Below are 24,468 nucleotides of genomic sequence, written 5' to 3' on the forward strand. Positions count from 1 at the left end.
CGCTAGCTCCCGAGGATCCCGCGCAGTGTCTCGACGACGCGGTCCTGGTCGGCATCGGTCAGGTCGTGGAAGATCGGCAGCGACAGCTCCTCGGCGTAGAAGGTCTCGGCCACCGGGCACATGCCACGGCGGTATCCGAGGTCCTCGAAGACCGGGTGCCAGTAGACCGGGATGTAGTTGACCTGCACTCCGATCCCGGCGGCGTGCATCCGCTCGTAGACCTCACGACGGCGCCCGTCCAGGACACGTACCGGGTAGAGGTGACGCATCGGGTCGACCCCGGCACGCTGGACCGGCAGCCGCAGGCCGGGTACGTCGGCGAGGAGTTCGTCGTACCGGGCGGTGAGGTGCTGTCGACGGGCCTTGAAGTCGGCCAGCCGGAGCAACTGCGAGCTGCCCAGGGCACAGAGCACATCGGGCAGGCGGTAGTTGAGGCCGAACTCGTGCACCTCGTAGAACCAGCCGCCCTCGTCCGGCCGGCGCAGTCTCGCGGGGTCCTTCACCATGCCGACCGAGCGGAAGGTACGGGCCCGCTCCAGCAGGTCGGGCCGGGTCGACGCGACAGCGCCGCCCTCGGCGGTGGTGAGGTTCTTGGTCGGGAAGAAGCTGAACGTGGTCAGGTCGGCGAGCGTGCCGACCGGCCGGCCGTCGACCGTCGAGCCGATCGCGTGCGCGGCGTCGCCGATCAGCACCGCCCCGGCCGGTTCAGTGACCTTGCGGAGCGCGTCGTACTCGGCCGGGTGGCCGGCGTAGTCGACAGCGGTCACCGCACGGGTGCTCCCGGTGACCAGCGCCTCGACCGCGGCCGGGTCCAGGTTCGCGGTCTCGTCCTCGACATCGGCGAAGACCACCCGGGCGCCGAGCATCGCCGCGGTCGACGCGGTGGCCACGAACGTCATCGGCGTGGTGATCACCTCGTCACCGCTGCCGACACCGGCCGCCGCGTACGCCGCATGCAACGCTGTCGTCCCGTTGGTGACCGTGACGGCGGGCGCCCCGGCCACCGCCTCGATGTCGGCCTCGAACTGCCTGACCCGCGGTCCGGTGGTGAGCCAGTCACTGCCCAGGGCCGCGACCACCGCCGCCACGTCGGAGGCGTCGATCGACTGTCGTCCGTAGGGCAGCATCAGTCCTCCGCGAGGAGGTCGCGCATCTCGTCGACCGAGAGCCACAGGTCGTTGTTGTCCGAGCGGTAGTTGAAGCCGTCCGGCACCTCCTCGCCACCCAGCGGGGTCTCGTAGCCCCAGCTCGCGACGACCGGCTGCACCACGTAACGGTCCTTGAACCGCAGCGTCCGGCGGCTGTCATCGGCGGCGATCATCTCCTCGTGCAGCTTCTCGCCGGGGCGCATGCCCATCTCGTGGGTGCCGGCGCCGGGCGCGACCGCCTCGACCAGATCCATGATCCGCATGCTCGGGATGCGCGGGACGTACAGCTCGCCGCCCTGCATCACGTCGAAGGAGTCGACGACGAACTGGACCGCCTGGTCCAGGGTGATCCAGAACCGGGTCATCCGCTTGTCGGTGATGGGCAGGCTCTTGCCCTCTTCGGCGAGCTTGCGGAAGAACGGGACGACCGAGCCGCGGGAGCCCATCACGTTGCCGTAGCGGACCACGGCCAGACGGGTCGGGTGGGTGGCGGCGTAGTGGTTGCCGGCGATCACGATCTTGTCGGCGGCGAGCTTGGTCGCGCCGTACAGGTTGATCGGGCTGGAAGCCTTGTCGGTGGAGAGCGCGACGACCTTCTTGACCTCGGCGTTGATGGCCGCGTCGATCACGTTCTGGGTGCCGTTGATGTTCGTGGCGACGAACTCCGACGGGTTGTACTCGGCGGTGTCGACCTGCTTGAGGGCGGCGGCGTGCACCACGTAGTCGATGCCGTGCATGGCCCGGGCCAGCCGCTTCTCGTCGCGGATGTCACCGATGAAGAAGCGCAGGCGCGGGTCGTCGCCGAACATCTGGCGGACCTCGTACTGCTTCAGCTCGTCACGGGAGAACACCACGATGCGGGACGGGTCGAGGTGCGTCAGCGCGTACTTCAGGAAGGCCTTGCCGAAGGAACCGGTCGAGCCGGTGACAAGGATCGAGGAGCCGGCGAGTTCAGACACGAGATTCTCCGGGGGTTCAGGGGGTTACGAGGCGGAAGCATAAACAGACCGGAACGCATTTCTGCCAGGCGCGGGAAAATGCTGCGTGCAGTTCATTCTCAGTTCAGCCGCGATTGGTCGTGGCGACCGGGAAGCTGCGGGATCGTAGTCCTCCTCTGAACACCCCACCCTGGAGTAATACCGTGACTGAGCTGCAGAGACTACGCGAGGCGTTCCGTACCGCCCTCGATCTTCCGGCGGACGAGCCCGTGGACGACCTGCGCTACCAGGACAATGAGAAGTGGGATTCCCTCGCCCACATGTCACTCGTCGCGGCCATTGAAGATGAATTCTCGGTAATGATCGACACCGACGACGTCATCAATATGTCCAGCTTTGCCGAGGCCGTGCGAATCCTCGGTAAATACGGGGTGGACGTCAAGTGAGCGTCGCCCTGGTCACCGGGGCGTCCCGCGGTATCGGCCGGGCTGTCGCGCATCGTCTCGCCGAGCAGGGGCACGATCTGGTGCTGCACGGCCACGACCCGGAGCGGATCGCCGCGACGGCCGACGAGATCGCCGGGAAGTCCGGCGTCACCGTCGTGCACGCGGCGGGTGACATCGCCGACCCGGCGACCAGCAAGGCCCTGGCCCGGCTCGCCTTCGACACCTTCAAACGGCTCGACGCGCTGGTGGTCAACGCCGGCACGCACGCGGCCGGGATGCTGGGGATGACACCGGACGCCACTGTCGAGCGGCTCTTCGCGGTCAACGCGGCCGGTGCGGCGTACACCCTGCAGAACGCGGTCCGGCTGCTCGCCCGCGGCCGTAACCCGGCAGTGGTCCTCACCGCCTCGATCACCGGCGACCAGGGTGTCGCCGGGCAGGCCGTCTACGCCGCCTCGAAGGCCGCCGTGGCCGGGCTGACCAGGTCCGCGGCCAAGGAGCTCGGTCCGCGCGGCATCCGGGTCAACGCGGTCGCGCCGGGCTTCATCGCCACCGACATGCTCGACACGCTGGACGAGGCCGGGCGCGCCGAGCGGATCGCGCACACCGCCCTGGGCCGTCTCGGCGACGCCGACGAGGTCGCCGACGTGATCGCCTTCCTCCTCTCCGAGCAGGCGCGATTCGTCACCGGCCAGATCATCGGGGTCGACGGGGGACTGACACTGTGAACCTGCTCCACCCCTCCGCCCGGGTCGTCGACGCGGCCACCGGGGCGGTCCTGACGCCCGCGATGATCGACGCTGCCGCCGCTGAGATCGCCGGGCACCCGATCGTCTTCCTGCCGATGCCGAGCACGGTGGAGGCGGTGGCCCGTTACCTCGCGGCGCTGCGCCTGGAGAAGCCGGTCCTGCTTCTCGACCCGGATCTCGACCACACCGCGCTGATCGCCCGCTACACCACCGACCAGGTGCACCCGGACCTGGCGCTGCTGCTCACCACCAGCGGCTCCACCGGCGATCCGAAACTGGTCCGGCTCTCCCGGGCGGCGGTGCTCGCCAACGCCGGGCAGGTGGCCGACAGCCTCGGCATCACCGGCGACGACGTCGCGATCACCACGTTGCCGCTGTTCTACTCGTACGGGCTGTCGGTGCTGCACTCGCACCTGCTCCGCGGGGCGACGGTGGTGCTCGAACGCACCGGGATCATGCAGCGGGACTTCTGGGCCGCGGTCGGCGAGCACCGGGTCACCTCGCTGGCGTTCGTGCCGTCGCAGTACGAGATGTTGCGGCGACTCCGCTTCGACCCGTCGCGGTACCCGTCCGTGCGTACGCTCACGCAGGCCGGCGGCCGTTTGCGGACCGACCTCGTGACCGATTTCGCCGCCCGGATGGACGCCGTCGGCGGCCGGATGTTCGTGATGTACGGACAGACCGAGGCCGGCCCGCGGATGGCCTGCCTGCCGCCGTCCCGGTTGGCCGACAGGCTCGGCTCCGCCGGCCTCGCGATGCCCGGCGGCACCTTCACCGTCGAGGACGGCGAGGTCGTCTATCGAGGACCCAACGTCATGATGGGGTACGCCGAGACGGCCGCCGATCTGGCCCGGGGCGACGACCTGGCCGGCGTGCTGCACACCGGTGACCTGGGCCACCTCGACGACGAGGGGTTCCTCTTCATCACCGGCCGGCGCAAGCGGATGGCCAAGGTCTTCGGTGTCCGGATCAACCTGGACGACGTGGAGCGGCACTTCCCGGTCGCGGCCGTGGCCGGCGACGACAAGCTGCACGTCTTCACCTCCGGCGAGGACGACGTCCGCGCGCTGCGCAGCAAGATCGCCGAGTGGCTCGGCACCCACTTCACGGGCGTCGACGTGCGCACGATCTCGTCCCTGCCGCTGCTGCCCAACGGCAAGACCGACTACCGGGCGCTGGAGGCGTCGTTGTGAGTGTCTTCACCCTGCCGCAGTCCTCGAAGGAGAAGGCGCTGCTGGCCGAGCTGTCCGACCTCGTGGATCTGCATCGATCCCGCTGCGAGCCGTATCGCCGCATCCTCGCCGCATCCGGCTTCCGGTCTGCTTCGGACATCTCCGAACTGCCGTGGCTGCCGGTCCGGCTCTTCAAGACGCTGGAGTTGAAGAGCATCCCGGACGACGAGGTCTTCAAGGTGCTGACCTCCAGTGGCACGACCGGCGAGGTGAGCCGGATCTATCTGGACAAGGCGGCCGCCGCCACTCAGACCCGGCAGCTCGGCGCGACTCTGCAGACCGTGCTGGGCCCGAAGCGGCTCCCCATGCTCATCGTCGACACCAAGTCGATCCTCAAGGATCGTCGCTCGTTCAGTGCCCGCGGCGCCGGTGTGCTCGGCATGGCCACCTTCGGCCGGGACCACGTGTGGGCGCTCGACAACGACGGCGCGGTCGACCTCGACGGCATCCGCGGCTTCCTGGCGAAACACGGCGACCAGCCGTTCCTGATCTTCGGATTCACCTACCTGGTCTGGCTGCACCTCTACGAGATCGCCCGGGAGCACGGCCTGGACCTGGGCAACGGCATCCTGATCCACTCCGGCGGCTGGAAGAAGCTGGTCGACCAGGCCGTCTCCCCGGAGGAGTTCCGCAACCGGCTGGCGGCCGTCGGGCTCACCCGGATCCACAACTTCTACGGCATGGTCGAGCAGATCGGGACGATCTTTCTCGAGGGCCCGTCGGGTGGATCGCTGTACTGCCCGGACTTCGCGGACGTGGTGGTTCGTGACCCGGAGACCTGGGCGGAGCTCCCGCCCGGCGAACCGGGCCTGCTCGAGGTGGTGAGCACGCTGCCCACCTCGTACCCCGGTCACGTGCTGCTCACCGAGGACCTCGGCGTGGTGCACGGCATCGACGACGGGGACTGGCCCGGCAAACGCTTCTCGGTGCTCGGCCGGCTGCCCCGCGCCGAGGCCCGGGGCTGCTCGGACACGTATCGGAGCGCTGACTCATGAGGTTCCGTTTCGGGGCCGAGGGCGACCTGACGGCGCCCTCGGCGGACCGGCTCGCCGTCGGTGACCCGCGGGTGGTCGACTTCCTCGCCGCGCTGGCCCGCCGGCTGCTGGCGCCCGCGGTGGCCCGGCGATTCCCCGAGCTGGGGTCGCTCGGCTACTTCCTGCGGCCGGCCGAGCTGAAACGGTCGGTCGAGGCGATGACGGCGCGGCAGGAGGCGCTCGTCTTCCCGAGGGGCAACGTCTTCCACGTGCCACCGGCCAACGTGGACACGATCTTCGTCTACTCCTGGGCGATCTCGGCGCTGGCCGGCAACCACAACGTGGTCCGGATCTCGTCGCGGTCCGCGGGCGCCGCCGAGGTGATCCTGGAGGCGCTGAACGCGGTCGACGCGGACCCGGTGATCGCCCGTACCCAGCGGATGGTCACCTACGGGTACGACGACACGATCACCGCCGCTCTCAGCAAATGGTGTGACCTGCGGGTGATCTGGGGCGGCGACCGTGCCGTCGACACCATCCGCAAGCATCCGCTCAAGCCGTCGGCGCGAGACCTGACCTTCCCGGACCGTACGTCCTGGGCGGTCCTGTCGGCCCCCGGCTGGCGGGCCGCCGACCCGGACGCACGCCGCGCCGCCGTGGTCGGGTTCGCCAACGACGCCTACTGGTTCGACCAGGCCGCCTGCTCCTCCCCGCGGACGATCTTCCTGGTCGGCGGCGGGGACACCACCGGCATCCGGGCCGAGTTCGTGGAGCTGCTGCTCGACGTGGTGGACCGGCGCGGCTGGACCGTCGACCCGGCGATGGCGGTGGAGAAGCGGGTCAACGCGTACGAGCTGGCCGCCACCGGCGCCGCGACCGCCCTGGACTTCCCGGACAACCGGCTGACCGCGGTCACCCTGGCCGGCGCCGAGCGGGCGCCCCGGCGCTGGATCGGCGCCGGCGCGTTCCCGTTCGCCGAGGTCGGCTCCCTCACCGACCTGGTCCCGGCGATGAACCGGCAGGACCAGACCGTCAGCTACTTCGGTTTCACCCCGGCCGAGCTGCGCGCCTTCGCCACCGAGCTGGGCGGTCGCGGCGTGGACCGGATCGTCCCGTTCGGTTCGGCGCTGACCTTCGGCGCGATCTGGGACGGCTATGACCTCAAACGCGAATTCACGAGATTGACGACGCTGCAATGACTGCTTTGTCAGTAGTGATCCCGATGTACAACGAGGAAGCGGTCATCCCGGCCCTCGTCGCGCGGCTGCGGCCGGTCCTCGACTCCCTCGACGTCGGATACGAGGTGATCGCGGTGGACGACGGCAGCGCCGACGCCACCGCGAGCCTCGTCGAGCAGCACCGGGCCGAGTGGCCGGAGCTGCGGCTGATCCGGCTCCGCCGCAACAGCGGGCACCAGGCCGCCCTCACCGCGGGTCTGCACCGGTCGTTCGGCGAGTGGGTGGTCAGCATCGACGCCGACCTGCAGGACCCGCCGGAGACGATCCGCGAGATGCTGCGGGTGGCGGTCGAGCAGAACCTCGATGTGGTGTACGGCGTACGCGGCGACCGGACGACCGACACCGTGTTCAAGCGGAACACCGCGGGCCTCTACTACCGCCTGATGCGCCGGATCGTCGGCCCCGACCTGCCCTCCCAGGCCGGGGACTTCCGCCTGGTCAGCCGCGCGGTCGTGGACGTGCTGCGGCGCATGCCGGAACGGGTCCCGGTCTACCGGCTGCTGATCCCGTCGCTCGGCTTCTCCTCCGGCGCCGTCGCCTACACCCGGGAGCGGCGCGCGGCCGGCGAGACGAAGTACCCGCTGCGCAAGATGGTCGCCCTCGCCTGGGACAGCACCGCCGACTTCACCGCGGCCCCGCTGCGCCTGGCCACCTGGCTCGGCATGGCCGCGTTCGCCGCGTCCCTGGTGGCGATGGTCTTCGGCCTGGTGGTGTGGGCGAACGGCACCGTCATCCCGGGCTGGACCTCGCTGTTCCTGGCGGTTCTGCTGTTCGCCGCGGTCCAGCTGATCTGCCTGGGCCTGCTCGGTGAGTACGTGGCCCGCATCTACCGCACCCTGCAGAGCCGTCCCGCCTTCCACATCGGGTCGGACTCGGCCGAGACACCCGCTCCGATCGTCCCGGCCCAGCGCACTCCGGCCACCACGCCGTGACCCGTGCCGCCTGGGGGCGGTTGCTGCCGTGGTTCGTCCCGGCCGCGACCGCCTTCGCCGTCCTGCACTTCTTCGGGACCCCGGATCGCCAGATCGCGCTGTACGCGGTGTATTTCCTGGCCGCCGTGGCCGTACCCGGCACCCTGGTCTTCCGCGCCCTGTTCGGCTCCCGCGGCAACTGGCCGGAGGATCTCGGCCTCGGCGCGGCCACCGGCCTGCTGGTCCTGCTGGCCGGCTGGGCCCTCGGCGCGGCCCTCGGCGCGCAGCATCTGCTGATCGCCTGGCCGGTCCTGATCATCGGCGTCTTCGCGCTGGTCCCGCTGCTGCGCCGGCACTGGCGGATCAGCGAGCCGGACCCGCTGCCGATCGCCTGGTCCTGGGTGGTCGCCGGGGTGCTCACGGTGGTCGCGCTCTGGGGCGTGTCGATCTTCGAGACGAACCCGCTGCCGCCCGCCACCGGTGTCATCTACCAGGACCTCTACTACCACCTGGCGCTCGTGCACGAGATGACCCGCACGATGCCGTTCCAGGTGCCGCAACTCGCGGGGGACGAGCTGCGGTACCACTACCTCTCCGACGCGGACATCGCCACGGCGAGCATGATCACCGGCATCCCGCCGGCGACCGTGCTGCTGCGGCTCTGGATCCTGCCGGTCACGGCGGCCGCTGTGGTCACCTTCGCGGCGGTCGGGCGGACGGCCGCCGGGCGCTGGCAGGCCGGAGCGATCGCGGCCGCGCTGGGCTTCGCCGGTCACGCCCTCACCCTGGGCAGCCCCACCGGCCCGGTGAACAGCGGCCTTCCGGTGTCGCTGGTCAGCCCGTCGCAGACGTACGCCATGCCCTTGATCGGTCTTTTCACTCTGGCCGCCCTCCAGGCACTGCGCGGCCGGTCGCTGAGCCGGGTGGCGTGGGCGCTGCTGCCGGTCCTCGCGCTGGTCTGCGCGGGGGCGAAGTCGAGTGTGCTGCCGCCGCTCGCCGCCGGTGTCGGGCTGGCCGGTGTGGTGCTGCTCTGGCGTCACCGGCGGATCCCGTGGCCGGCGGTGGGCCTGCTCGGCGCGATCGTCTTCGGCATTTTGCTGGGGCAGCGGCTCTTCGCCGGCGGCGGGGCGAGCATCCTGACCGTGCAGCCGTTGCAGGCGCTGCACTGGGTCAAGCCGTACAGCACGACGCTCGGCCGCAACGACGGGCTCGGCCTGGGCGGCTTCCTGCTGCCCGGCATGGCGAAGGCCTCGGCGGCCGGCTGGGTGTTCATCCTCGGCCTGGTGGCCTGGTGGGCGCTGATGCAGGCGCCGCGTCTGATCGGGCTGGTGCTGCCGCCCGCGGGACCGGACGGCGTGGTGGACCGTACCGATCCGGGACGCTGGCTCCTCGGCGGCATCGTCGTGGCCGGCGCCGGTGGACTGTGGACGTTCGCGCACCCGTCGCTGAGCCAGGGGTACTTCTTCACCGGTGTCCTCCCGGCCGCGGCCGCGCTGACCGCGTGGGCGCTCACCGACCGGGTCCGCAACTGGTGGATCGCCCTGGCCGGGGCGTCGGCAGGTGCGGTCTGGCAGCTGCTCGCCCCGGGGCCGGGCGCACCGGCCCGGCCGTCGGTGGCCGGGTGGGCGTGGGCGCTGGCCGTGCCGGTGCTGACCACCGCCGCGGTGATGGTCGTGGCGTCGCTGATCGCGGTGGCGATCTGGCGGTCGCGGGCGGTCCGGGCGCTGCCCGTGCTGGTGATCGCCGCGGTCGCCGGGGGCAGTCTCGCGCAGGCGGGCTACCAGATCGGCGGCAGCGCGGTGACAGTGCCGCCGAAGCGCACCACCGTCACGCCGACGACGATCACCGCCGCCGAGATGCGGGCCGCGCTCTGGCTCGACGAGCACGCCGGCGAGGAGGATCTGGTCGCCACCAACGTGCACTGCTCACCGATGAACCCACCGGTCCGGTGCGACGCCCGGGGCTTCTGGGTGGCCGGGCTCGGCGGCCGGCGGGCCTTCGTCGAGAGCTGGGGATACGCCGACGAGGCGGTGGCCGCGCACGGGGCGGGCGGGCTCAACTACACCCAGCAGCCGGCGCCGGACCCGGCGCGGTTCGCGCTCAACGAGCGGGTCTTCCGGGACGGGGATCCGGCCGATGTCGCCCGGTTGCGCGACGAATACGGCGTACGGTGGCTTTTCGCCGACCGCCGGGCCGGGGCCGTGTCACCGAACCTGGCCGCCGTCGCGGAGCTGCGGCACTCGGGTGGGCCGGTGACCGTCTACGAGCTGACGTCGAGGTCGGGTTAACCCTACCGCCGGGCGGGCGGTCCACGGGATCGCCGGGGAGGCGCCGGATGCCTAGCGTCTATGACATGACCACCACCTACGCCGAACCGGCGCCCACCCGTAGCCCCGCCCGGCGCTACCTGCGCCAGCTGGGCATCGACACCCAGTACGTACTGCTCGGCTTCCCGATCGGCCTGATCACGCTGGTCGTCGGCATCACCGGTTTCGCCGTGGGCATCAGCACCGCGATCATCTGGATCGGCCTCCCGGTCCTGGTGGGCACGCTGATGCTGGCCCGCGGGTTCGCCATGGCCGAGCGGGCCCGGATCGGCCCGGTCATCGGCGTGAAGAGCACCCACCCGATCTATCGGAGCAAGCGTGGCGAGGGCTTTCTGCGCCGCACCCTCGGGCCGCTGAGCGACGGGCAGACCTGGCTCGACCTGGTGCACGCGATCTTCCGGTTCATCCCGAGCACCATCGGCTTCTGCTTCGTCGTCGTCTGGTGGGCGCTCGCGCTCGGCGGCCTCTCCTACCCGCTCTGGGACTGGTCGCTGCCGCACCCGCCGGACAACTACGAGCTGCACGAGCTCCTCGGCTTCCAGGACACGATGGCCAACCGGATGCTGCTCAACTTCGCGATCGGCGTCTTCTTCGCCGGCACCCTGTCCTGGGTGGTCCGCGGCGTCGCGCTGATGGAGGCCTGGTTCGCCCGGGGCCTGCTGGTCAGTGTGTACGAGCTGCGCCGGCAGGTGACCGAGGCCGAGCAGGCGCGGGATGTGGCACAGCTGCAGAAGGCGGCCGCGGTCTCGGCCGAGGCGGTGGCGCTGCGCAAGCTGGAGCGCGACATCCACGACGGCCCGCAGCAGCGGCTGGTCCGCCTCGCGATGGACCTGGGCCGGGCCGAGCAGCAGTTCGCCGACGACCCCGAGCGGGCCCGGGCGATCGTGGCCGAGGCGCTCACCCAGACCCGGGAGACCCTGGACGAGCTGCGTGCCCTGTCCCGCGGCATCGCCCCGCCGATCCTGGTGGACCGGGGCCTGCAGGCGGCGCTGACCGCGCTGGCCGGCCGGTGCACGATCCCGGTCGACCTGGATGCGCCGGCGATGGAGCGGCTGGACCCGGGGGTCGAGTCGACCGCCTACTTCGTGGTGGCCGAGGCGCTGACCAACGTCGCCAAGCACAGTCACGCCAGCGAGGTGCAGGTCAGCGTGCAGCGGATCGCCACCGGCCTGATCGTGACGGTCGCCGACGACGGTGTGGGCGGGGCGAGCCTGGCCAAGGGGCACGGGCTGTCCGGCCTGGACGACCGGGTGCGCGCCGCCGGGGGAGTCCTCGCGGTGGACAGCCCGCAGGACGGCGGCACACGCCTCACCGCGGCGCTGCCCCTCTAGAACGAACGCGATCTGACAGCATGAGCGGATGCGGGTGGTCATAGCCGACGATGCGGTGCTGTTGCGAGAGGGCCTGATCCGGCTCGTCGAGGAGAACGGTCATACCGTCGTCTCGGCTGTCGGGGACGGGCCCTCCCTCGTTCAATCGATCAAGGAACACCGTCCGGACGTCTCCATCGTGGACGTCCGGATGCCGCCGTCGCACACCGACGAGGGGCTCCGTGCGGCTGTCGAGGCCCGGGCCGCGGTGCCGGGCAGCCCGATCCTGGTGCTCTCCCAGTACGTCGAGGTGTCGTACGCCGACGATCTCCTGGCCGACCGCCGCGGGGCGGTCGGCTATCTGCTCAAGGACCGGGTGTCGCTCGTCGCCGAGTTCCTCGACGGGCTCCGGCGGGTGGCCGAGGGCGGCACCGTGCTGGACCCCGAGGTGGTCGCCCAGCTGCTGGTCCGGCGCCGCCGGGACGACCCGATGCGCAGCCTCACCCCGCGCGAGCGGGAGGTGCTGGGGCTGATGGCCGAGGGCATGTCGAACACCGCGATCGCCCGCAAGATGGTGGTCACCGACGGCGCGGTGGAGAAGCACGTCCGCAACATCTTCACCAAGCTCGGTCTGCACCAGGACGAGGAGCAGCACCGGCGGGTCCTGGCGGTGCTGGCCTACCTTCAGCCGTAGGGCTGGCCCTACCCCGGACCCGGGTGTCCGCCATATCGATCGGCCACTGCGCAATCCATAGCGTCTTCCCCATGGAGAACAGAGAAGACGTCAAGGGGATCGCGGCTCGTGTCGCGATCTGGAGTGCCCGCCATCGGGCGCTCGCGATAGCCGGCTGGATCGCCTTCGTCATCGCGACGGTGGTCCTCAGCGCCCAGATCGGCACCCGCCAGGCGGACGAGGGCACGGCCGGGCACGGCGACTCCGGCGATGCCGACCGGATCGTCGCGGCGGCCGGTTTCCCCGAGCAGCCGGCCGGCGAGATGGTGCTGATCCAGAACCGGGCCGGCACGAACCGGGTGGCCGCTGCGGAGGAGGTCACCCGGGTCCTCGGAACGGTCCGGGACGTCACCGGCGTGCAGCCGCCGATCGACTCGGCGGACGGCCGGTCCACGCTGATCACCTTCAGCGTCACCGGTGATCCCGGTACGGCGGAGGAGCGGGTCGGCCCGGCCCTGGAGGCGGTCGCCCGGGTGCAGAGCGCCCACCCCGACCTCTATATCGCCGAGGCCGGCGGGGCGAGCGCCGACCAGCTGGTCAGTGAGGAGCTGGAGGGCGGCCTGAACCGGCTGGGCATGCTCTCCATCCCGGTCACGCTCGGCATCCTGCTGGTGGCCTTCGGCGCGGTGGTCGCGTCGTTCCTGCCGGTGCTCCTGGCGATCATGTCGGTGGTCGCGGCGATCGGCCTGATGGCGGCGGCGAGCCGGTTCGCTCCCGCGGTCGACGAGACCACCCACGTCATGCTGCTGATCGGTCTGGCCGTCGGCGTCGACTACTGCCTGTTCTACATCCGCCGGGAGCGTGACGAGCGCCGCCGGGGCGTCGACCCGCACCGGGCACTGATGATCGCGGCGCAGACCTCGGGCCGCTCGGTCTGGGTCTCCGGGCTGACCGTCATGATCGCCATGGCCGGCATGTTCTTCACCCAGGACGTCGTCTTCGTCAGCTTCGCCGCCGGCACCATCCTGGTGGTGGCCACGGCCGTACTCGGCTCGCTGACCGTGCTCCCAGCGCTGCTCTCGGCGCTGGGCGACCGGGTCGACGCCATCAAGATCCCCGGGCTGTACCGGCGCGACAGTGCCGGCCGGGTGTGGAACGCGCTGCTCCGGGTCGTACTCGCCAAGCCGTTGCTCTCGGCGATCGTCGCCGTCGCCGCGCTGGCCGCACTGGCCTTCCCCGCACTCGATCTGAAGACCCGCGGCCAGGCCATCCAGGACATCTCGCCGGACGCCCCGGTGGTGCAGACCTTCCTCGCCATCGGCGAGGCCTTCCCGAGCAAGACCACTCCGGCCCAGGTGGTGGTGCGGGACGACTCGGTCCGGTCGGCGGAGTTCGAGCGGACGCTGACCGCGTTCAAGGCGGCCGTCGCCGGCAGCGGCGGGAAACTGGTCGAGCCGGTCGACGTCGAGATCAACCCGGCCGGGACCGTCGCGGTGGTCTCGGTCGGCCTGGCCGGCAAGGAGAGCGACGATGTCGCCGTCGACGCGCTGAAGCTGCTGCGCGAGCGGGTCGTGCCGGACACCTTCGGCCGGATCGGCGGGGCCACGGCGCTGGTCACCGGCTCCACAGCTGGTGGCGTCGACTACAACGAGCAGCTCGCCAAGACCCTGCCGCTGGTGTTCGCCTTCGTCCTCGGGCTGGCCTTCGTCCTGCTGCTGGTGTCGTTCCGGTCGGTCGTGGTCGCGGTCACCGGGCTCGTGCTCAACCTGCTGTCGGTCGCGGCCTGCTACGGCATGCTGGTCTACGTCTTCCAGTACGGGCACTTCGAGGAGCAGCTCGGTTTCGTCTCCGGCGGGGGCATCACCAACTGGATCCCGATGTTCCTCTTCGTGATCCTCTTCGGGCTCTCGATGGACTACCACGTCTTCGTGGTCAGCCGGATCCGTGAGGGGCACGACCGAGGGCTGTCGACGCGGGACGCGGTCCGCGAGGGCATCGGCCGGACCGCCGGCGTGATCACCAGCGCCGCGGTGGTGATGGTCGCGGTGTTCGCGCTCTTCGCCACGCTGCCGCTGACCGCCACCAAGGAGCTGGGCGTCGGTCTGGCCGCGGCGGTCCTGCTGGACGCCACGCTCATCCGGGCGGTGCTGTTGCCCTCGGTGATGACGCTGCTGGGCCGTGCCAACTGGTGGCTGCCGAAGTGGCTGGGCCGGCTGCCGGAGATCGCTCACGAGCCGCCCGCGCAGGACGTCCCGGTTCGCCCGGACGACCGGGAGCCGGCCCTGATCAGCTGATCAGGTGACCCAGGGCGCCGCCGATCACGGCGGCGCCCATTCCGGCCGTGATGCTCAGCAGCGCGTAACCGGTGGCGGCGAGGATCTCCCGCCGCCGGGTGAGGGCCAGGATCTCCCAGCTGAACGTCGAGTACGTGGTGAGCGCCCCGCAGAACCCGGTGCCGAGCAGGGCCACCGCTCCGGGGGCCAGCGGCAGCCCGAGGACCAGTCCGAGGACGAACGAGCCGGCCACGTTGACGGTCAGCGTGCCCCACGGGAAGGCCGTCCCGAACCGGGCCTGCATCACCCGGTCGGTGAGGAACCGCAGCGGCGCGCCGACCGCCGCGCCGAGGGCCACCAGCAGGGCGGTCATCGGGCCAGGACGCTTCCGGCGGCGACCGCCGCCACCGCGCCGATCAGGGTGGCGGCCAGGTAGACGAGACCGGCCTGGGAGACCTCGGCGATCGCGGTGGAGAAGGTGGTGTAGCCGCCGAGGAACCCGGTCCCGAGGAGCAGTCGTGGAATCCGGCCCCGGACCCGGGTGTAGAGCACCCCGATCAGGAAACAACCGGACACGTTGATCGCCCAGGTGGCCCACGGGAAACCGCCCGGCTCGTGCGGCCAGGCGGTGGCGATGCCGAACCGGGTCAGGGCGCCGAGCACGCCACCGGCGGCGACGGCGGCCAGGTCGGCGGGGTGCACGTCGAGATCCATCACCCGCCGACGTTAGCCGACCGGCCGTGGGGTGGCCGGGGGGACGTGGCGGCGCCCACCCCGGCCGGTCCAGGCGCTCCTGCTGGAGAGCGGACCTGTTCGTCCACTGTAGAACACGATCTTGATAGTCCGCTGAGTGCCCCGGGTGGGGGCGCCCGCCTGAATTCTGGCTGTCGAGGTGGTGACTTCGTGATTGTCTGCCGGCGGCATCGTTCGCAGAATGCTTACAAAAATGGGCAAAGTGGGCAGGTTCATCGCCGGAAAAGCTGATAACGTGCGGCTCCGCACGCGGATGGAGCGGAAGACGATGCACCACGCCAATCACCACTACGGGCACTCCCACATCCTGGCCCGGTACTGCGAGATGCCGGAGCCGCTGCATCCGCCCCGGATCCAGGGATATCTCCAGCACGGCTGGAACATCGGGGACGGACTGGCCCCGGGTACGCCGTACGTCTCCGGCACGCCCCTGCTGGTCTGGTCCGAGGAGACCCGCCGCCGATCCTGGTCGCAGGGCCGCCGTGACGTGGTCGTGGTGGGCGCCCCGTTCGCCTACCTGGTCGAGATGACGCCGCCGCCCGCCGAGCCGGGTGAGGGGACCATCTTCTACCCCTTCCACGGCTGGGAGGGCCAGCAGGTGCACGGCGACCACCAGCGGCTCATCGACGAGGTGAAGGCGACCGAGACCGGGCCGATCACCGCCTGCCTGTACTGGAACGAGTACCGGATGCGCTCGGTCCGTCACCTCTACGAGCGGGCCGGGTTCCGGGTCATCTGCCATGGGTACCGGGGCTTCTGGTGGCGCGATCACAACCGCGACTTCCTCGTCGGCCAGCTCGCCGAGCTGCGCCGGCACCGCCGGGTGGTCTCCAACCGGCTGTGCAGCGCGATCTGGTACGGGCTGCTCGCCGGCCGGGAGGCGGCCGTCTACGGCGACCCGATGGTCCTGGACAACGCCGACATGACGTTCGGTGGCGAACCCCGCCTGCACCGCCAGTGGCCGGAGCTCTACGGCCGGGAGACCGACTTCGAGACCTGCCACCGACTCGCCCGCATCCAGCTGGGCGCCGACGAACTGGCCTCCCCGCAGGAGCTGCGCAAGCTCCTCGGCTGGCCGAAGGAAGGGTACGTGTGATCCCGGACCGTCCGGACATGGCCGCGGCGCTCGCCGCCCCGCCGCTGACCAACCTGGTCCGTGCAGGTGGTGAGATGTTCAACTGGAGCGATCCGGCCGGCCCGCGCAACGCGCTGCTCGGGCACCTGGTCGCCGAGTCGAGCGGCCCCGGCCGTACCGTGCTGATCGCCGGGCCGCACCCGGCCGGCCTGGTGGCCGCGCTCGCCGCCGGGGGCGCCGAGGTGACCTGGGCGCTGCGGTCGCTCGCCGACGCGGAGCGGGCCGCGGGCGCCCATCCGGCGGTCACCGTGATCTCCGGCGCCTTCGGCAAGATCGATCTGACTTCGGGGTACGACCTGGTCGTCGCCACCGACGGAGTGCGACGCCTGAACTCCGCGGAGGGTGAGCAGCTCTCCGCCGTCGAGCTGCTCGACCGCCTGGCCGGTGCGGTGCGTCCCGGCGGCACCCTGATCCTGATGCACGACAACCAGCTCGGCGTGCACCACACCGTCCGGCTCGACCCGGGCAGCCGGTTCCGCGACGACGCCGCCTGGTACCCCGGCGAGGCGGACGCCAGCCCGGCCGCACGCGCCCAGCTGACCGCCCACCTCGCCGGCGCCGGACTGGTGATCGACGCCGACTACGCGGCCTTCCCGGAGCCGGGCGCCCCGGCTGTACTGATCGGCGGCGACGCGCTCGGCGACGTCACGTCACCGGCGCGGCCCTGGCTGGCCACGGTGCTGGCGCAGGCCTACACCACGGCCTTCCGTGGCCGCCCGGTGCTCAGCGATCCGCGCAAGCTGATCAGCCGCGCGCTGCGGGCCGGCGCCGAGGACACCGTGGCCGGCGGCTGGCTGGTGGTGGCCCACGCCCCGGGCGACGAGGACCGCCCGCGACACCGGCACGACGTGCTGGTCGGCGACGTGAACGGGGTCTACGCCGTCGAGGCGGACGGCCCGCGGATGCTGGCCCCGGCCGAGGATCCGCGTGAGGTCCAGGGTCTGCGCCGGGTCGAGGTGATCCGGCCGGTCGCCGGCCGGCAGTGGGAGGAGCGGCTGCTGGAGCTCTGCGCGGCCGCCGACGTGCGCGGGCTGCGGCAGGAGATCGCCCGGTACGAGTCCTGGCTCGGCTCCGGCCCGGTCGGCGGCCCCGAGGCGCTCGCCGACTTCTCCAGCATCGGGATCACCGGTGACGGACCGGTGGTGCTCTCCGCCCGCTGGGAGCCGGCCGAGCCGCTGCCCGCCCAGCTCGTCCTGGTCCGGACGCTGTGGCAGTTCGCGGTCCGGTTGATCACCTGGGGCCGCCCGCATCCGTGGCCGATCACCGCGAGCGCCGCCGACCTGGCCGCGATCCTGGTCGGGATGGCCGGGCGCAGCCTCACCGACGAGGAGCTGCGGGCCGCGATCGACCTGCAGCTGACGATCGACGGCGCCGAGTTCGACCTGGACCAGGCCGGGCTGCAGGCGCAGCGGCTGGCGCTGCTCGCCGTGCGCCCAGGCACCGCGCCGGTCGACGTGACCGGCTATCACGAGCTGACCGAGGCGCTCTGGCGGCAGCGGTACGAAGCCAGCCACCTGCTGGCGATGATGGAGTGGAACGAGCAGATGATCCAGTCCCGCGACGCGGCGCTCAGCCGGATGGACTGGGAGCTGCAACTGCTCCGGCGCGGCTGGGGCGCCCGCGGGCTGATGCTGGCGAAACGGGCGTACAAGAAGGTCAAGAAATAGCGAAGGGGGCGGCCGCGGCCGCCCCCTTCTCCGTTCGGTCTAGATCAGATCCCAGGTGAGCGGTGTGCCCTTGGCCGCGTCGACGGTGAAGGTACGGCCCAGCACGGTCCCGATCAGGTCCGGTTCGAGCCCGCCGGTCGGCCGGATCGAGCGGACGTTCTCCTCGGTGACCGGATCGCCGGCCCGCACGTCGGTGACCACGTAGAGCGAGCGGCGGAACCGCAGGCTCTCCTGCTCCGCCTCGGTCGGGCCGATCGCCGTGGTGCCGAGCGCCTGCCAGGCCCGCTCCGACTCGGTGACCAGCAGTTTCAGCTCGGCCTGGTCGAGGGAGAAGGCGGAGTCCACACCGCCGTCGGCCCGATCCAGGGTGAAGTGCTTCTCGATCAGCACCGCGCCGTACGCGACGGCGGCGATCGGCACGCCGATGCCCATCGTGTGGTCGCTCAGCCCGATCGGCAGTTGCAGCGCCTCGGCCAGCACCGGGATGCGCCGCAGATTGGTCTCCTCCGGCGGGGCCGGGTAGGAGGCGGTGCAGCTCAGCACGGTGACGTCGGTGGCGCCGGCGCCCTGGGCGGCCTCCACCGCGGCGGTGATCTCGCGGAGCGTGGCCATGCCGGTGGAGATGATGATCGGCTTGCCGGTCGAGGCGGCCAGCCGGATCAGCGGCAGGTCGGTGATCTCCGAGGACGCGATCTTGTACATCGGCGCGTCCAGCTTCTCCAGCAGCTCGACAGCGGTCCGGTCGAACGGGCTGGAGAACGGCGTGATACCCCGCTCCCGCGCGCGTTCGAAGATCGGCGCGTGCCAGTCCCACGGCGTGTGCGCCCGCTCGAAGAGCTGGTAGAGGTAGTCGCCACCCCACAGGTCGTGCCCGGCGGAGATCTGGAACCGCGGGTGCTTGACGTCCACGGTCATGGTGTCCGCGGTGTAGGTCTGGATCTTGATGGCGTCGGCGCCGGCCTCGGCCGCGGCGTCCACCAGGGCCAGCGCCCGGTCGAGCGAACCGTTGTGGTTGCCCGACATCTCCGCGACGATGTACGGCTTCCTGTTGCTCATCTGCTTCTCTCCGTCCAGACGACCGTCTTCGGCACGCCGTCGACCAGCCGTTCGTATCTGCGTGTCTCGCGGAACCCGAATCGCCGGTGCAGCGCGAGGACCTGCGTGTTCTCGGCGAGCGTCTCGCCGCCGAGGGTGTCCAGGCCGAGCGGGCCGAACGCGTGCTCGACGGCCTCCTTCTCCAGCCGCATCCACGCGGGCAGCAGGCGCCGGCCGAGGCCCTCGACGTCGAGGTAGAACGACCACGTGGAGCCGTCGAAGATCACCACCCCGGCCGGGACGCCGTCCTCCTCGTAGATCAGGACGTCATCGCTGCGCCGGGCCCACCAGGCGGCGTGCTCGTCGGGTCGGATCTCGTGCGTGGTCAGGCTGACGGCACGCACCGACGGGTGGTTGCGCCAGGGAAGGACCAGGTCACGGTCGGAGTCACGGGCGGGTCGAAGCACGCCGTCAAGGTATGGAGGTGGTCTTGACCCGCTGTGGCGCCGAGGGGATGTCCGGGGAAACCGCAGGTGTCCGTTGGGTGCCCCGGCGGCGCAGGCCGGCCAGCCGGTAGCCGGCGCGCAGGGCCGCGTACAGCGGGTAGCTGTTCGCGGCGACTAGCCGGTGCTTGAGCCCCGAGGCACCGGCCGGCGGCAGATAGCCGGTGGGCCGGTGCCGCCGGTGCAGCGCCGCGATCTCCCGGAAGAACGCGCGGCGGCGGCTCGGGTGCATCCGGTTCTCGTTGCCGGCGACGACGAGCAGGTGGCTGATCATCAGGGTGAAGACACGGACGCGCAGCGCGGGGTCGGCGCCGGCGTCGTCCAGCCAGGCGTAGAAGCGGTCCCACTGACCGAACGCCTCGAAGTGCCGGTCGCTGCGGGTGGCGGTGATCGCGCCCTCCCGGCCGATGCGGTAGTGGTAGCAGACCCGGTTCAGCACGTCGAGGCGCTCGGCGGCGATCAGGACCGGGTTGCTGAACGGCACGTCCTCGTACCACCCGGCAGGGAACCGCAGGTCGTGCTTGGCCAGGAAGTCGCGCCGCATGATCCGGTTCCACGCGGTGTGCTGCAGGCCGATCAGCCGGTGCCGGTCGGGTGGGCCGGCCAGCAGCGCCGAGCTCGCGTCGGTCTGCAGCCGGCCGTCCTCGTGCATCCGCAGATGGTCGATGAGCAGCACGTCGGGGTCGGTCTCGGCCAGCCGCTCCAGCACGGCCCGGACCGAGCCGGCCGGCAGCACGTCGTCGCTGTCGACGAACCACACGAACCGGCCGCGGGCCTCGGCCAGGCCCGCGTTGCGAGCCAGGCCCAGGCCGACGTTGCTGCTCAGGTGCACGACCCGCAGGTCACCGTGACGGGCGGCGTACGCGTCGAGCATCGCGCCGCAGTCGTCCGGTGAGGCGTCGTCCACCGCGATGACCTCGACCGACGCGTTCTCCTCCGGGGTCAGCCCGGCCCGGATCGAGTCGAGGCACTGGTGAAGGTAGTCCGCGACCGCGTAGACCGGCACCACGACGGTCAGCACAACGTCCATGCCGAACACCGTCGACCCCGTACGTGAACCCGGAGGGAACGTACGGGGTCGAGGGCGGGTCTACTGCTTGTCGGCCGTTCTCTCGGGCGCTTCCGGGAACAGCAGCGCCTGCATCGCGTCGGGGGTCAGCGGCTCGGCGAAGTAGTAGCCCTGGCCCAGCTCACAGTTGCCGTCGGCCAGCTCACTGAGCTGCCCGGCGTCCTCGATGCCCTCGGCGACCGTGGAGAGCTGCAGCGCCTGGCCGAGCTGGATGATCCCGAGCGTCAGGGCCGCCGCGGCCGGCACGTCGCCGACATCGTCCACGAACGACTTGTCGATCTTGATGATGTCGACCGGGAACCGCCGCAGATATGCCAGCGACGAGTAGCCGGTGCCGAAGTCGTCGATCGCCAGCCGTACGCCGAGGGCCTTGATCGCGTGCAGCCGCTCCAGGGTCTCCTGGCGGTGGTCCACCAGCAGCGACTCGGTCAGCTCGATCACCAGACGGTGCGCCGGCAGCCCGCTGTCGGTCAGCGCAGCGCCCACCACCTCCGGCAGGTCGGCACGGTCCAGCTGCACCGCCGACAGGTTGACGCTGACCGTCAGCCACTGCTCCATGCTGCGCTGCGCGTTCCACCGGGCGGCCTGACGGCAGGCCTCACGCAGCACCCACTCGCCGATCGGGACGATCATCCCGGTCTCCTCGGCCAGCGGGATGAAGTCCAGCGGCGGGATCATCCCGCGCTCCGGGTGCTGCCACCGGACCAGCGCCTCCAGCCCGGAGATCTCGCCGGTGGCCAGCCGTACGATCGGCTGGAACCGCAGCTGGAACTCGTGCCGCAGCACGGCCCGGCGCAGGTCGGCCTCCATCTCCAGGTGCTTCTGGAAGGACTCGCGCATCGACGGCTCGAAGATGGCGTACTGGTCCTTGCCCTTCTTCTTCGCCTCGAAGAGCGCCAGGTCGGAGCGGACCAGCAACTCCTGGGCGTCGAGTTCGCCCGGCTCGCTGAAGGCCAGGCCGATGCTGCAGGTCACGAACGTCTCGCGGCCGTCCAGGTCGAACGGGTCGCGCATCGCCGAGACGATCCGCCGGGCCACCGGGAGGGCGGCCTCCATCGAGCCGGTCTCCGGCAGCAGCACGGCGAACTCGTCGCCGCCGAGCCGGGCCGCGGTGTCGTCGGTGCGCAGGCAGTCCCGCAGCCGGTCGGCCACCAGGGCGAGCAACTGGTCGCCGGAGGTGTGCCCGAGCGAGTCGTTGATCATCTTGAACCGGTCGAGGCCGATCAGCAGCGCGGCGACCCCACCGGGGCGGGCCGCGCGCAGGGTGTTCTCCATCCGCGTCACGAACAGCGAGCGGCTGGCCAGCCCGGTCAGCGCGTCATGGAACGACGCGTTCATCTCGCGGAGCGTCCGCGCGTCGGCGACCGCGAGGCCGGCGTGCTCGGCGAAGGCCAGCAGCATCTCCTGCGAGGCCTTGTCCCAGGTACGCGGCTCGGTGTGCGACCCGGCGAACATGGCGCCCACGACCACGCCGTTCTCGTGCACCGGCACGGCGATCACGCTCTTGATCCGGTTCGCCACCATCTCCGGCACGGCGATCGGCGAGTTGGCGTAGTCGTCCACGGCGACCAGCTCGTCGCCCATGATCGCGAGCCCGGCGACGGCGAGCGACGTGACCGGGATGCGCTGCATCCGGGCCAGCACCTCGTCCGGCACGCCGGCGCCGGAGACCAGGCTCATCCGGCCGGGCTCGTCGCTCTCCAGCACGACCAGGCCGGCGATGTCGACGTTCAGCAGCTCGGCGACGCCCGCGGTGACCCGGTCCAGGATCCGGCGCAGCGGCTCCCGCCGGGCGATCGCCCGCTGCACCGTGCTGAGCTCGTCGAACAGCCGCTGCCGGCGCTGCAGCGAGTCGATCAGGCGGTTGTTCTCCTCAGCCTGGCGACGCTCCGCCTCGACCAGGTGCAACGCCTGCAGGCTCAGCTCCAGCACCCGGGCCATGCCGCGGAGCAGGCACACCTCCTCGTCGGTGAAGTCACCGGAGCGGCGGCCGAGCACGAGCATCCCGGAGGAGGCGCCGCCGAGCGGGGCGACCGCGAGCGAGTAGACGACCTCCCCGGCGCGCAGCGTCGCAGGATGGCCGACGTGATAGCCGGCGGTCAACGCGTAGACCGGGATCTCGTCGGCGGGAAGACCGATCGCGGCGGCTATTCCGCCGTCGATCGTCAGTACCGCGAGGTCGGCCCCGAGGGCACGCGACGCACACTCGACAGCGGCATGCTGGGCGGCAGCCTCGTCGGGTCGGTCGGCTACGACGGCGAGAAACTCCGTCAGTTGCTGGGTGGCGAGCACGTGGTTGCAGTCGGCGACCGGAGCCCTCAGCTGAGGGAAACGCGCATGCTGTTCGGCGTTCGTGCCAACCTGGTCACGAACGGTCAGTGCGCCGATACGTACGGTTGTCAAACTCGACGGGTTGCGACTGAATGGATCTGTGGAGACATCCGAGGCGGGTCTGGCATCCGGACGGGTGGGCGCCGCCTCCATCGCCTTCGTCGGCGTGGCCGCGACCGCCCCGATCGTAACTCTGGTCACCGTGGTCCCGGCCGCACTCGCCACCGGCGCCGGCCCGCTCGTGCCCTGGTCGTTCGCGGTGGCCGGGCTGGTGCTGCTGTTCTTCTGCGCGGGGCAGGCCGCGATGATCCGGCGGTTCCCGAGCGCGGGAGCGGCGTACACACAGGTCGCCCACGGGCTCGGCCGGCCCGGCGGTGTCGTCGCCGCCTGGCTCGCGATCGCCGGCTACCAGGCGATCCAGTTCGGTCTGTACGCGCTGGCCGGTCTCGCCGCCGCGCCGCTGCTGAGCAGCTTTCTCGGCCTGACCGCCCCGTGGTGGGCGGTGGCCGCCGCCTGCTGGGCGATCGTCGCGCTCTGCGGGACGATGCGCATCGAGGTGACCGCCGCGCTGATCGGGCTCGTCGCGGTCGCGCAGACGGCCGTGCTGGCCGGCGTGGGCGCGGCCGGCGTGCTGCAGCCCGCCGACGGCCGGGTCACCGCCGACACGATCCGGGTCGCCGGGCCGGCCCTGCTCGACCGCCCGGCGCTCGGGCTTCTCCTGGCCGTCGCGGCGCTCGCTTTCGCCGGGCTCGAGTCGTCCGCCGGATACGCCGAGGAGGGCTTCCAGCCGCGGCGCAGCGCCGGGTTCGGCGGCTACTGGGCGGTGCTCCTGCTCACCCTGCTCCTCGGGGGCTTCGCCTGGTCGATGATCGTCGCCGCCGGGCCGGACCGGGTCGCCACCGCCGCCGCCCGGGGTCCGGAGCTGCTCTTCGACCTGGCCGCCGAGCGGCTCTCCCCGTGGGCGGTCACGCTCAGCCGGGTGATGCTGCTCGCCGGGGTGCTGGCGGCGATCCTGGCGCTGCACACGGCCATCACCCGCTACCTGTACGCCCTCGGCCGGGAACGGGTGCTCCCGGGTGTGCTCGGCCGGACCCGTCGCCGGACCGCCGCGCCACGCGCCGCCTCGGTGACCCAGTCGCTGATCGCGGGCGCCGCGCTGGCCGGAGCACACGCCGCCGGCGCCGGCCCCGGGCCGCGTACCGCGCGCTGGCTGATCACCGGTGGGTCCCTCAGCATCCTGACGCTGTTGCTGCTCGTGTCGGTGGCCGCGCTGCTGCGCCTCAACCGTGTCCCCGGCCCCGAAGGGCCGTGGAGCCGCTTTCTCGCGCCCGTTCTGTCCACAGTGTCCCTCGGGGCCCTGGCCGTCCTGGCGTTCCGCGACCTGCCCGCGCTGCTCGCCCTGCCACCCGGATATCCACTGGTCAAGGTGATCCCGGCGGCCCTCGCGGCGAGCGTTCTGCTGGGTGTCGGGCACGCCCTGCTGCTCCGCCGCCTCCGCCCGGTGATCTACGCCGGCATCGGCCTGGCCGGCACGCCGGTCGTGATCACCCCGCCACCGCCGCCGCACGCCGAGCCCGCCCCGGCCGCCCCTGGCCCTGCCTCGGTTGCCGCCGGATCCGCCTCCGCCGCTGAGCCTCCGAAAATCCCTCGCCAGCGAGACCCCGGCGCCCATCGCCCGGAACGGGTCGACCGAAACCAGACTGGCATCGCGCCCGCTGGGGTCGAGGGCTCCGAAATCGGCTAGGCGAAGCCGTGG

21 protein-coding genes are annotated in these 24,468 nt (G+C 71.5%); 13 read left to right on the top strand and 8 right to left on the bottom strand.

Translation table 11 applies throughout. The features are described 5' to 3' along the window. Positions 1 to 2 precede the first annotated feature (2 nt). Both BM290_RS34890 and pseB read right to left on the bottom strand, forming a co-directional pair. Positions 3 to 1,127, bottom strand: a complete 1,125-nt coding sequence (locus tag BM290_RS34890) for a DegT/DnrJ/EryC1/StrS family aminotransferase (protein ID WP_093620187.1) — start codon at positions 1,125 to 1,127, stop codon at positions 3 to 5. Continuing rightward, on the bottom strand, positions 1,127 to 2,107 hold the full coding sequence (gene pseB, locus BM290_RS34895) for a UDP-N-acetylglucosamine 4,6-dehydratase (inverting) (RefSeq protein ID WP_093620188.1): 981 nt from the start codon (positions 2,105 to 2,107) through the stop codon (positions 1,127 to 1,129). The genes BM290_RS34890 and pseB overlap by 1 nt, the downstream gene beginning before the upstream one ends. 182 nt (positions 2,108 to 2,289) lie before the next feature. Between pseB and BM290_RS34900 the strand changes: the two genes are divergently transcribed. From BM290_RS34900 to BM290_RS34945, 10 genes are all read left to right on the top strand, one after another. Further along, a complete protein-coding gene (locus tag BM290_RS34900; protein ID WP_093620189.1) occupies positions 2,290 to 2,532 on the top strand; it encodes an acyl carrier protein in 243 nt (80 codons plus the stop codon). Further along, positions 2,529 to 3,260: an SDR family NAD(P)-dependent oxidoreductase gene (locus BM290_RS34905; RefSeq protein ID WP_093620190.1), complete on the top strand. Its 732-nt coding sequence runs from the start codon at positions 2,529 to 2,531 to the stop codon at positions 3,258 to 3,260. Before BM290_RS34900 ends, BM290_RS34905 begins: the two co-directional genes overlap by 4 nt. Further along, positions 3,257 to 4,474: an AMP-binding protein gene (locus BM290_RS34910; RefSeq protein ID WP_239143907.1), complete on the top strand. Its 1,218-nt coding sequence runs from the start codon at positions 3,257 to 3,259 to the stop codon at positions 4,472 to 4,474. The genes BM290_RS34905 and BM290_RS34910 overlap by 4 nt, the downstream gene beginning before the upstream one ends. Beyond that, positions 4,471 to 5,508, top strand: a complete 1,038-nt coding sequence (locus tag BM290_RS34915; protein WP_093620191.1) for a LuxE/PaaK family acyltransferase — start codon at positions 4,471 to 4,473, stop codon at positions 5,506 to 5,508. The genes BM290_RS34910 and BM290_RS34915 overlap by 4 nt, the downstream gene beginning before the upstream one ends. Beyond that, positions 5,505 to 6,686: an acyl-CoA reductase gene (locus BM290_RS34920; protein WP_093620192.1), complete on the top strand. Its 1,182-nt coding sequence runs from the start codon at positions 5,505 to 5,507 to the stop codon at positions 6,684 to 6,686. The genes BM290_RS34915 and BM290_RS34920 overlap by 4 nt, the downstream gene beginning before the upstream one ends. Continuing rightward, a complete protein-coding gene (locus BM290_RS34925) occupies positions 6,683 to 7,657 on the top strand; it encodes a glycosyltransferase family 2 protein (protein WP_093620193.1) in 975 nt (324 codons plus the stop codon). Before BM290_RS34920 ends, BM290_RS34925 begins: the two co-directional genes overlap by 4 nt. Then, entirely contained in the window at positions 7,654 to 9,924 is a 2,271-nt protein-coding gene (locus BM290_RS34930; protein WP_093620194.1) for a hypothetical protein, read from the top strand. Before BM290_RS34925 ends, BM290_RS34930 begins: the two co-directional genes overlap by 4 nt. A 65-nt stretch (positions 9,925 to 9,989) precedes the next feature. After that, on the top strand, positions 9,990 to 11,294 hold the full coding sequence (locus BM290_RS34935; protein ID WP_239143905.1) for a sensor histidine kinase: 1,305 nt from the start codon (positions 9,990 to 9,992) through the stop codon (positions 11,292 to 11,294). Positions 11,295 to 11,322: 28 nt separating this feature from the next. Further along, positions 11,323 to 11,967 carry a LuxR C-terminal-related transcriptional regulator gene (locus BM290_RS34940; protein ID WP_093620196.1) on the top strand — a complete coding sequence of 215 codons (645 nt, stop codon included), beginning with the start codon at positions 11,323 to 11,325 and terminating at the stop codon, positions 11,965 to 11,967. A 71-nt stretch (positions 11,968 to 12,038) separates the two neighbouring features. After that, positions 12,039 to 14,240 (top strand): MMPL family transporter, encoded by a 2,202-nt coding sequence (locus BM290_RS34945; protein WP_093620197.1) that lies wholly within the window; start codon positions 12,039 to 12,041, stop codon positions 14,238 to 14,240. Here the strand turns inward: BM290_RS34945 and BM290_RS34950 are convergent. Continuing rightward, positions 14,233 to 14,592 (bottom strand): fluoride efflux transporter FluC, encoded by a 360-nt coding sequence (locus tag BM290_RS34950; protein ID WP_093620198.1) that lies wholly within the window; start codon positions 14,590 to 14,592, stop codon positions 14,233 to 14,235. The two genes, BM290_RS34945 and BM290_RS34950, sit on opposite strands and share 8 nt — an antisense overlap. Next, on the bottom strand, positions 14,589 to 14,933 hold the full coding sequence (locus BM290_RS34955; protein ID WP_093620199.1) for a FluC/FEX family fluoride channel: 345 nt from the start codon (positions 14,931 to 14,933) through the stop codon (positions 14,589 to 14,591). The genes BM290_RS34950 and BM290_RS34955 overlap by 4 nt, the downstream gene beginning before the upstream one ends. A gap of 307 nt (positions 14,934 to 15,240) precedes the next feature. Here BM290_RS34955 and BM290_RS34960 point away from each other — a divergent pair, with 307 nt between their 5' ends. Further along, positions 15,241 to 16,068: a hypothetical protein gene (locus BM290_RS34960; RefSeq protein ID WP_093620256.1), complete on the top strand. Its 828-nt coding sequence runs from the start codon at positions 15,241 to 15,243 to the stop codon at positions 16,066 to 16,068. Further along, positions 16,065 to 17,774, top strand: a complete 1,710-nt coding sequence (locus BM290_RS34965; RefSeq protein ID WP_093620200.1) for a hypothetical protein — start codon at positions 16,065 to 16,067, stop codon at positions 17,772 to 17,774. Before BM290_RS34960 ends, BM290_RS34965 begins: the two co-directional genes overlap by 4 nt. A gap of 39 nt (positions 17,775 to 17,813) precedes the next feature. Here BM290_RS34965 and pseI read toward each other — a convergent pair whose 3' ends face one another. The 4 genes from pseI to BM290_RS34985 are packed head-to-tail and all read right to left on the bottom strand — an operon-like array spanning position 17,814 to position 22,784. Next, entirely contained in the window at positions 17,814 to 18,830 is a 1,017-nt protein-coding gene (gene pseI / locus BM290_RS34970) for a pseudaminic acid synthase (RefSeq protein WP_093620201.1), read from the bottom strand. Continuing rightward, entirely contained in the window at positions 18,827 to 19,276 is a 450-nt protein-coding gene (locus tag BM290_RS34975; protein WP_093620202.1) for a GNAT family N-acetyltransferase, read from the bottom strand. The genes pseI and BM290_RS34975 overlap by 4 nt, the downstream gene beginning before the upstream one ends. Before the next feature lie 4 nt (positions 19,277 to 19,280). Continuing rightward, positions 19,281 to 20,342: a glycosyltransferase family 2 protein gene (locus BM290_RS34980; protein ID WP_093620257.1), complete on the bottom strand. Its 1,062-nt coding sequence runs from the start codon at positions 20,340 to 20,342 to the stop codon at positions 19,281 to 19,283. 60 nt (positions 20,343 to 20,402) lie between these two features. Continuing rightward, positions 20,403 to 22,784, bottom strand: a complete 2,382-nt coding sequence (locus BM290_RS34985) for a putative bifunctional diguanylate cyclase/phosphodiesterase (protein WP_239143904.1) — start codon at positions 22,782 to 22,784, stop codon at positions 20,403 to 20,405. Between the two features lie 28 nt (positions 22,785 to 22,812). Between BM290_RS34985 and BM290_RS34990 the strand changes: the two genes are divergently transcribed. Continuing rightward, positions 22,813 to 24,456: an APC family permease gene (locus BM290_RS34990; RefSeq protein ID WP_239143903.1), complete on the top strand. Its 1,644-nt coding sequence runs from the start codon at positions 22,813 to 22,815 to the stop codon at positions 24,454 to 24,456. The last annotated feature ends 12 nt before the right edge of the window (positions 24,457 to 24,468 follow it).

Source organism: Actinoplanes philippinensis, assembly GCF_900113015.1.
GTDB classification, from domain to species: domain Bacteria; phylum Actinomycetota; class Actinomycetes; order Mycobacteriales; family Micromonosporaceae; genus Actinoplanes; species Actinoplanes philippinensis.

Coding starts and splice junctions, on each gene's coding strand:
- BM290_RS34935 (WP_239143905.1), top strand. CDS start 9,990: ATGACCACCACCTACGCCGAACCGGCGCCCACCCGTAGCCCCGCCCGG.
- BM290_RS34955 (WP_093620199.1), bottom strand. CDS start 14,933: ATGGATCTCGACGTGCACCCCGCCGACCTGGCCGCCGTCGCCGCCGGT.
- BM290_RS34940 (WP_093620196.1), top strand. CDS start 11,323: ATGCGGGTGGTCATAGCCGACGATGCGGTGCTGTTGCGAGAGGGCCTG.
- BM290_RS34925 (WP_093620193.1), top strand. CDS start 6,683: ATGACTGCTTTGTCAGTAGTGATCCCGATGTACAACGAGGAAGCGGTC.
- BM290_RS34920 (WP_093620192.1), top strand. CDS start 5,505: ATGAGGTTCCGTTTCGGGGCCGAGGGCGACCTGACGGCGCCCTCGGCG.
- BM290_RS34890 (WP_093620187.1), bottom strand. CDS start 1,127: ATGCTGCCCTACGGACGACAGTCGATCGACGCCTCCGACGTGGCGGCG.
- pseI (WP_093620201.1), bottom strand. CDS start 18,830: ATGAGCAACAGGAAGCCGTACATCGTCGCGGAGATGTCGGGCAACCAC.
- BM290_RS34980 (WP_093620257.1), bottom strand. CDS start 20,342: ATGGACGTTGTGCTGACCGTCGTGGTGCCGGTCTACGCGGTCGCGGAC.
- BM290_RS34945 (WP_093620197.1), top strand. CDS start 12,039: ATGGAGAACAGAGAAGACGTCAAGGGGATCGCGGCTCGTGTCGCGATC.
- BM290_RS34960 (WP_093620256.1), top strand. CDS start 15,241: ATGCACCACGCCAATCACCACTACGGGCACTCCCACATCCTGGCCCGG.
- BM290_RS34950 (WP_093620198.1), bottom strand. CDS start 14,592: ATGACCGCCCTGCTGGTGGCCCTCGGCGCGGCGGTCGGCGCGCCGCTG.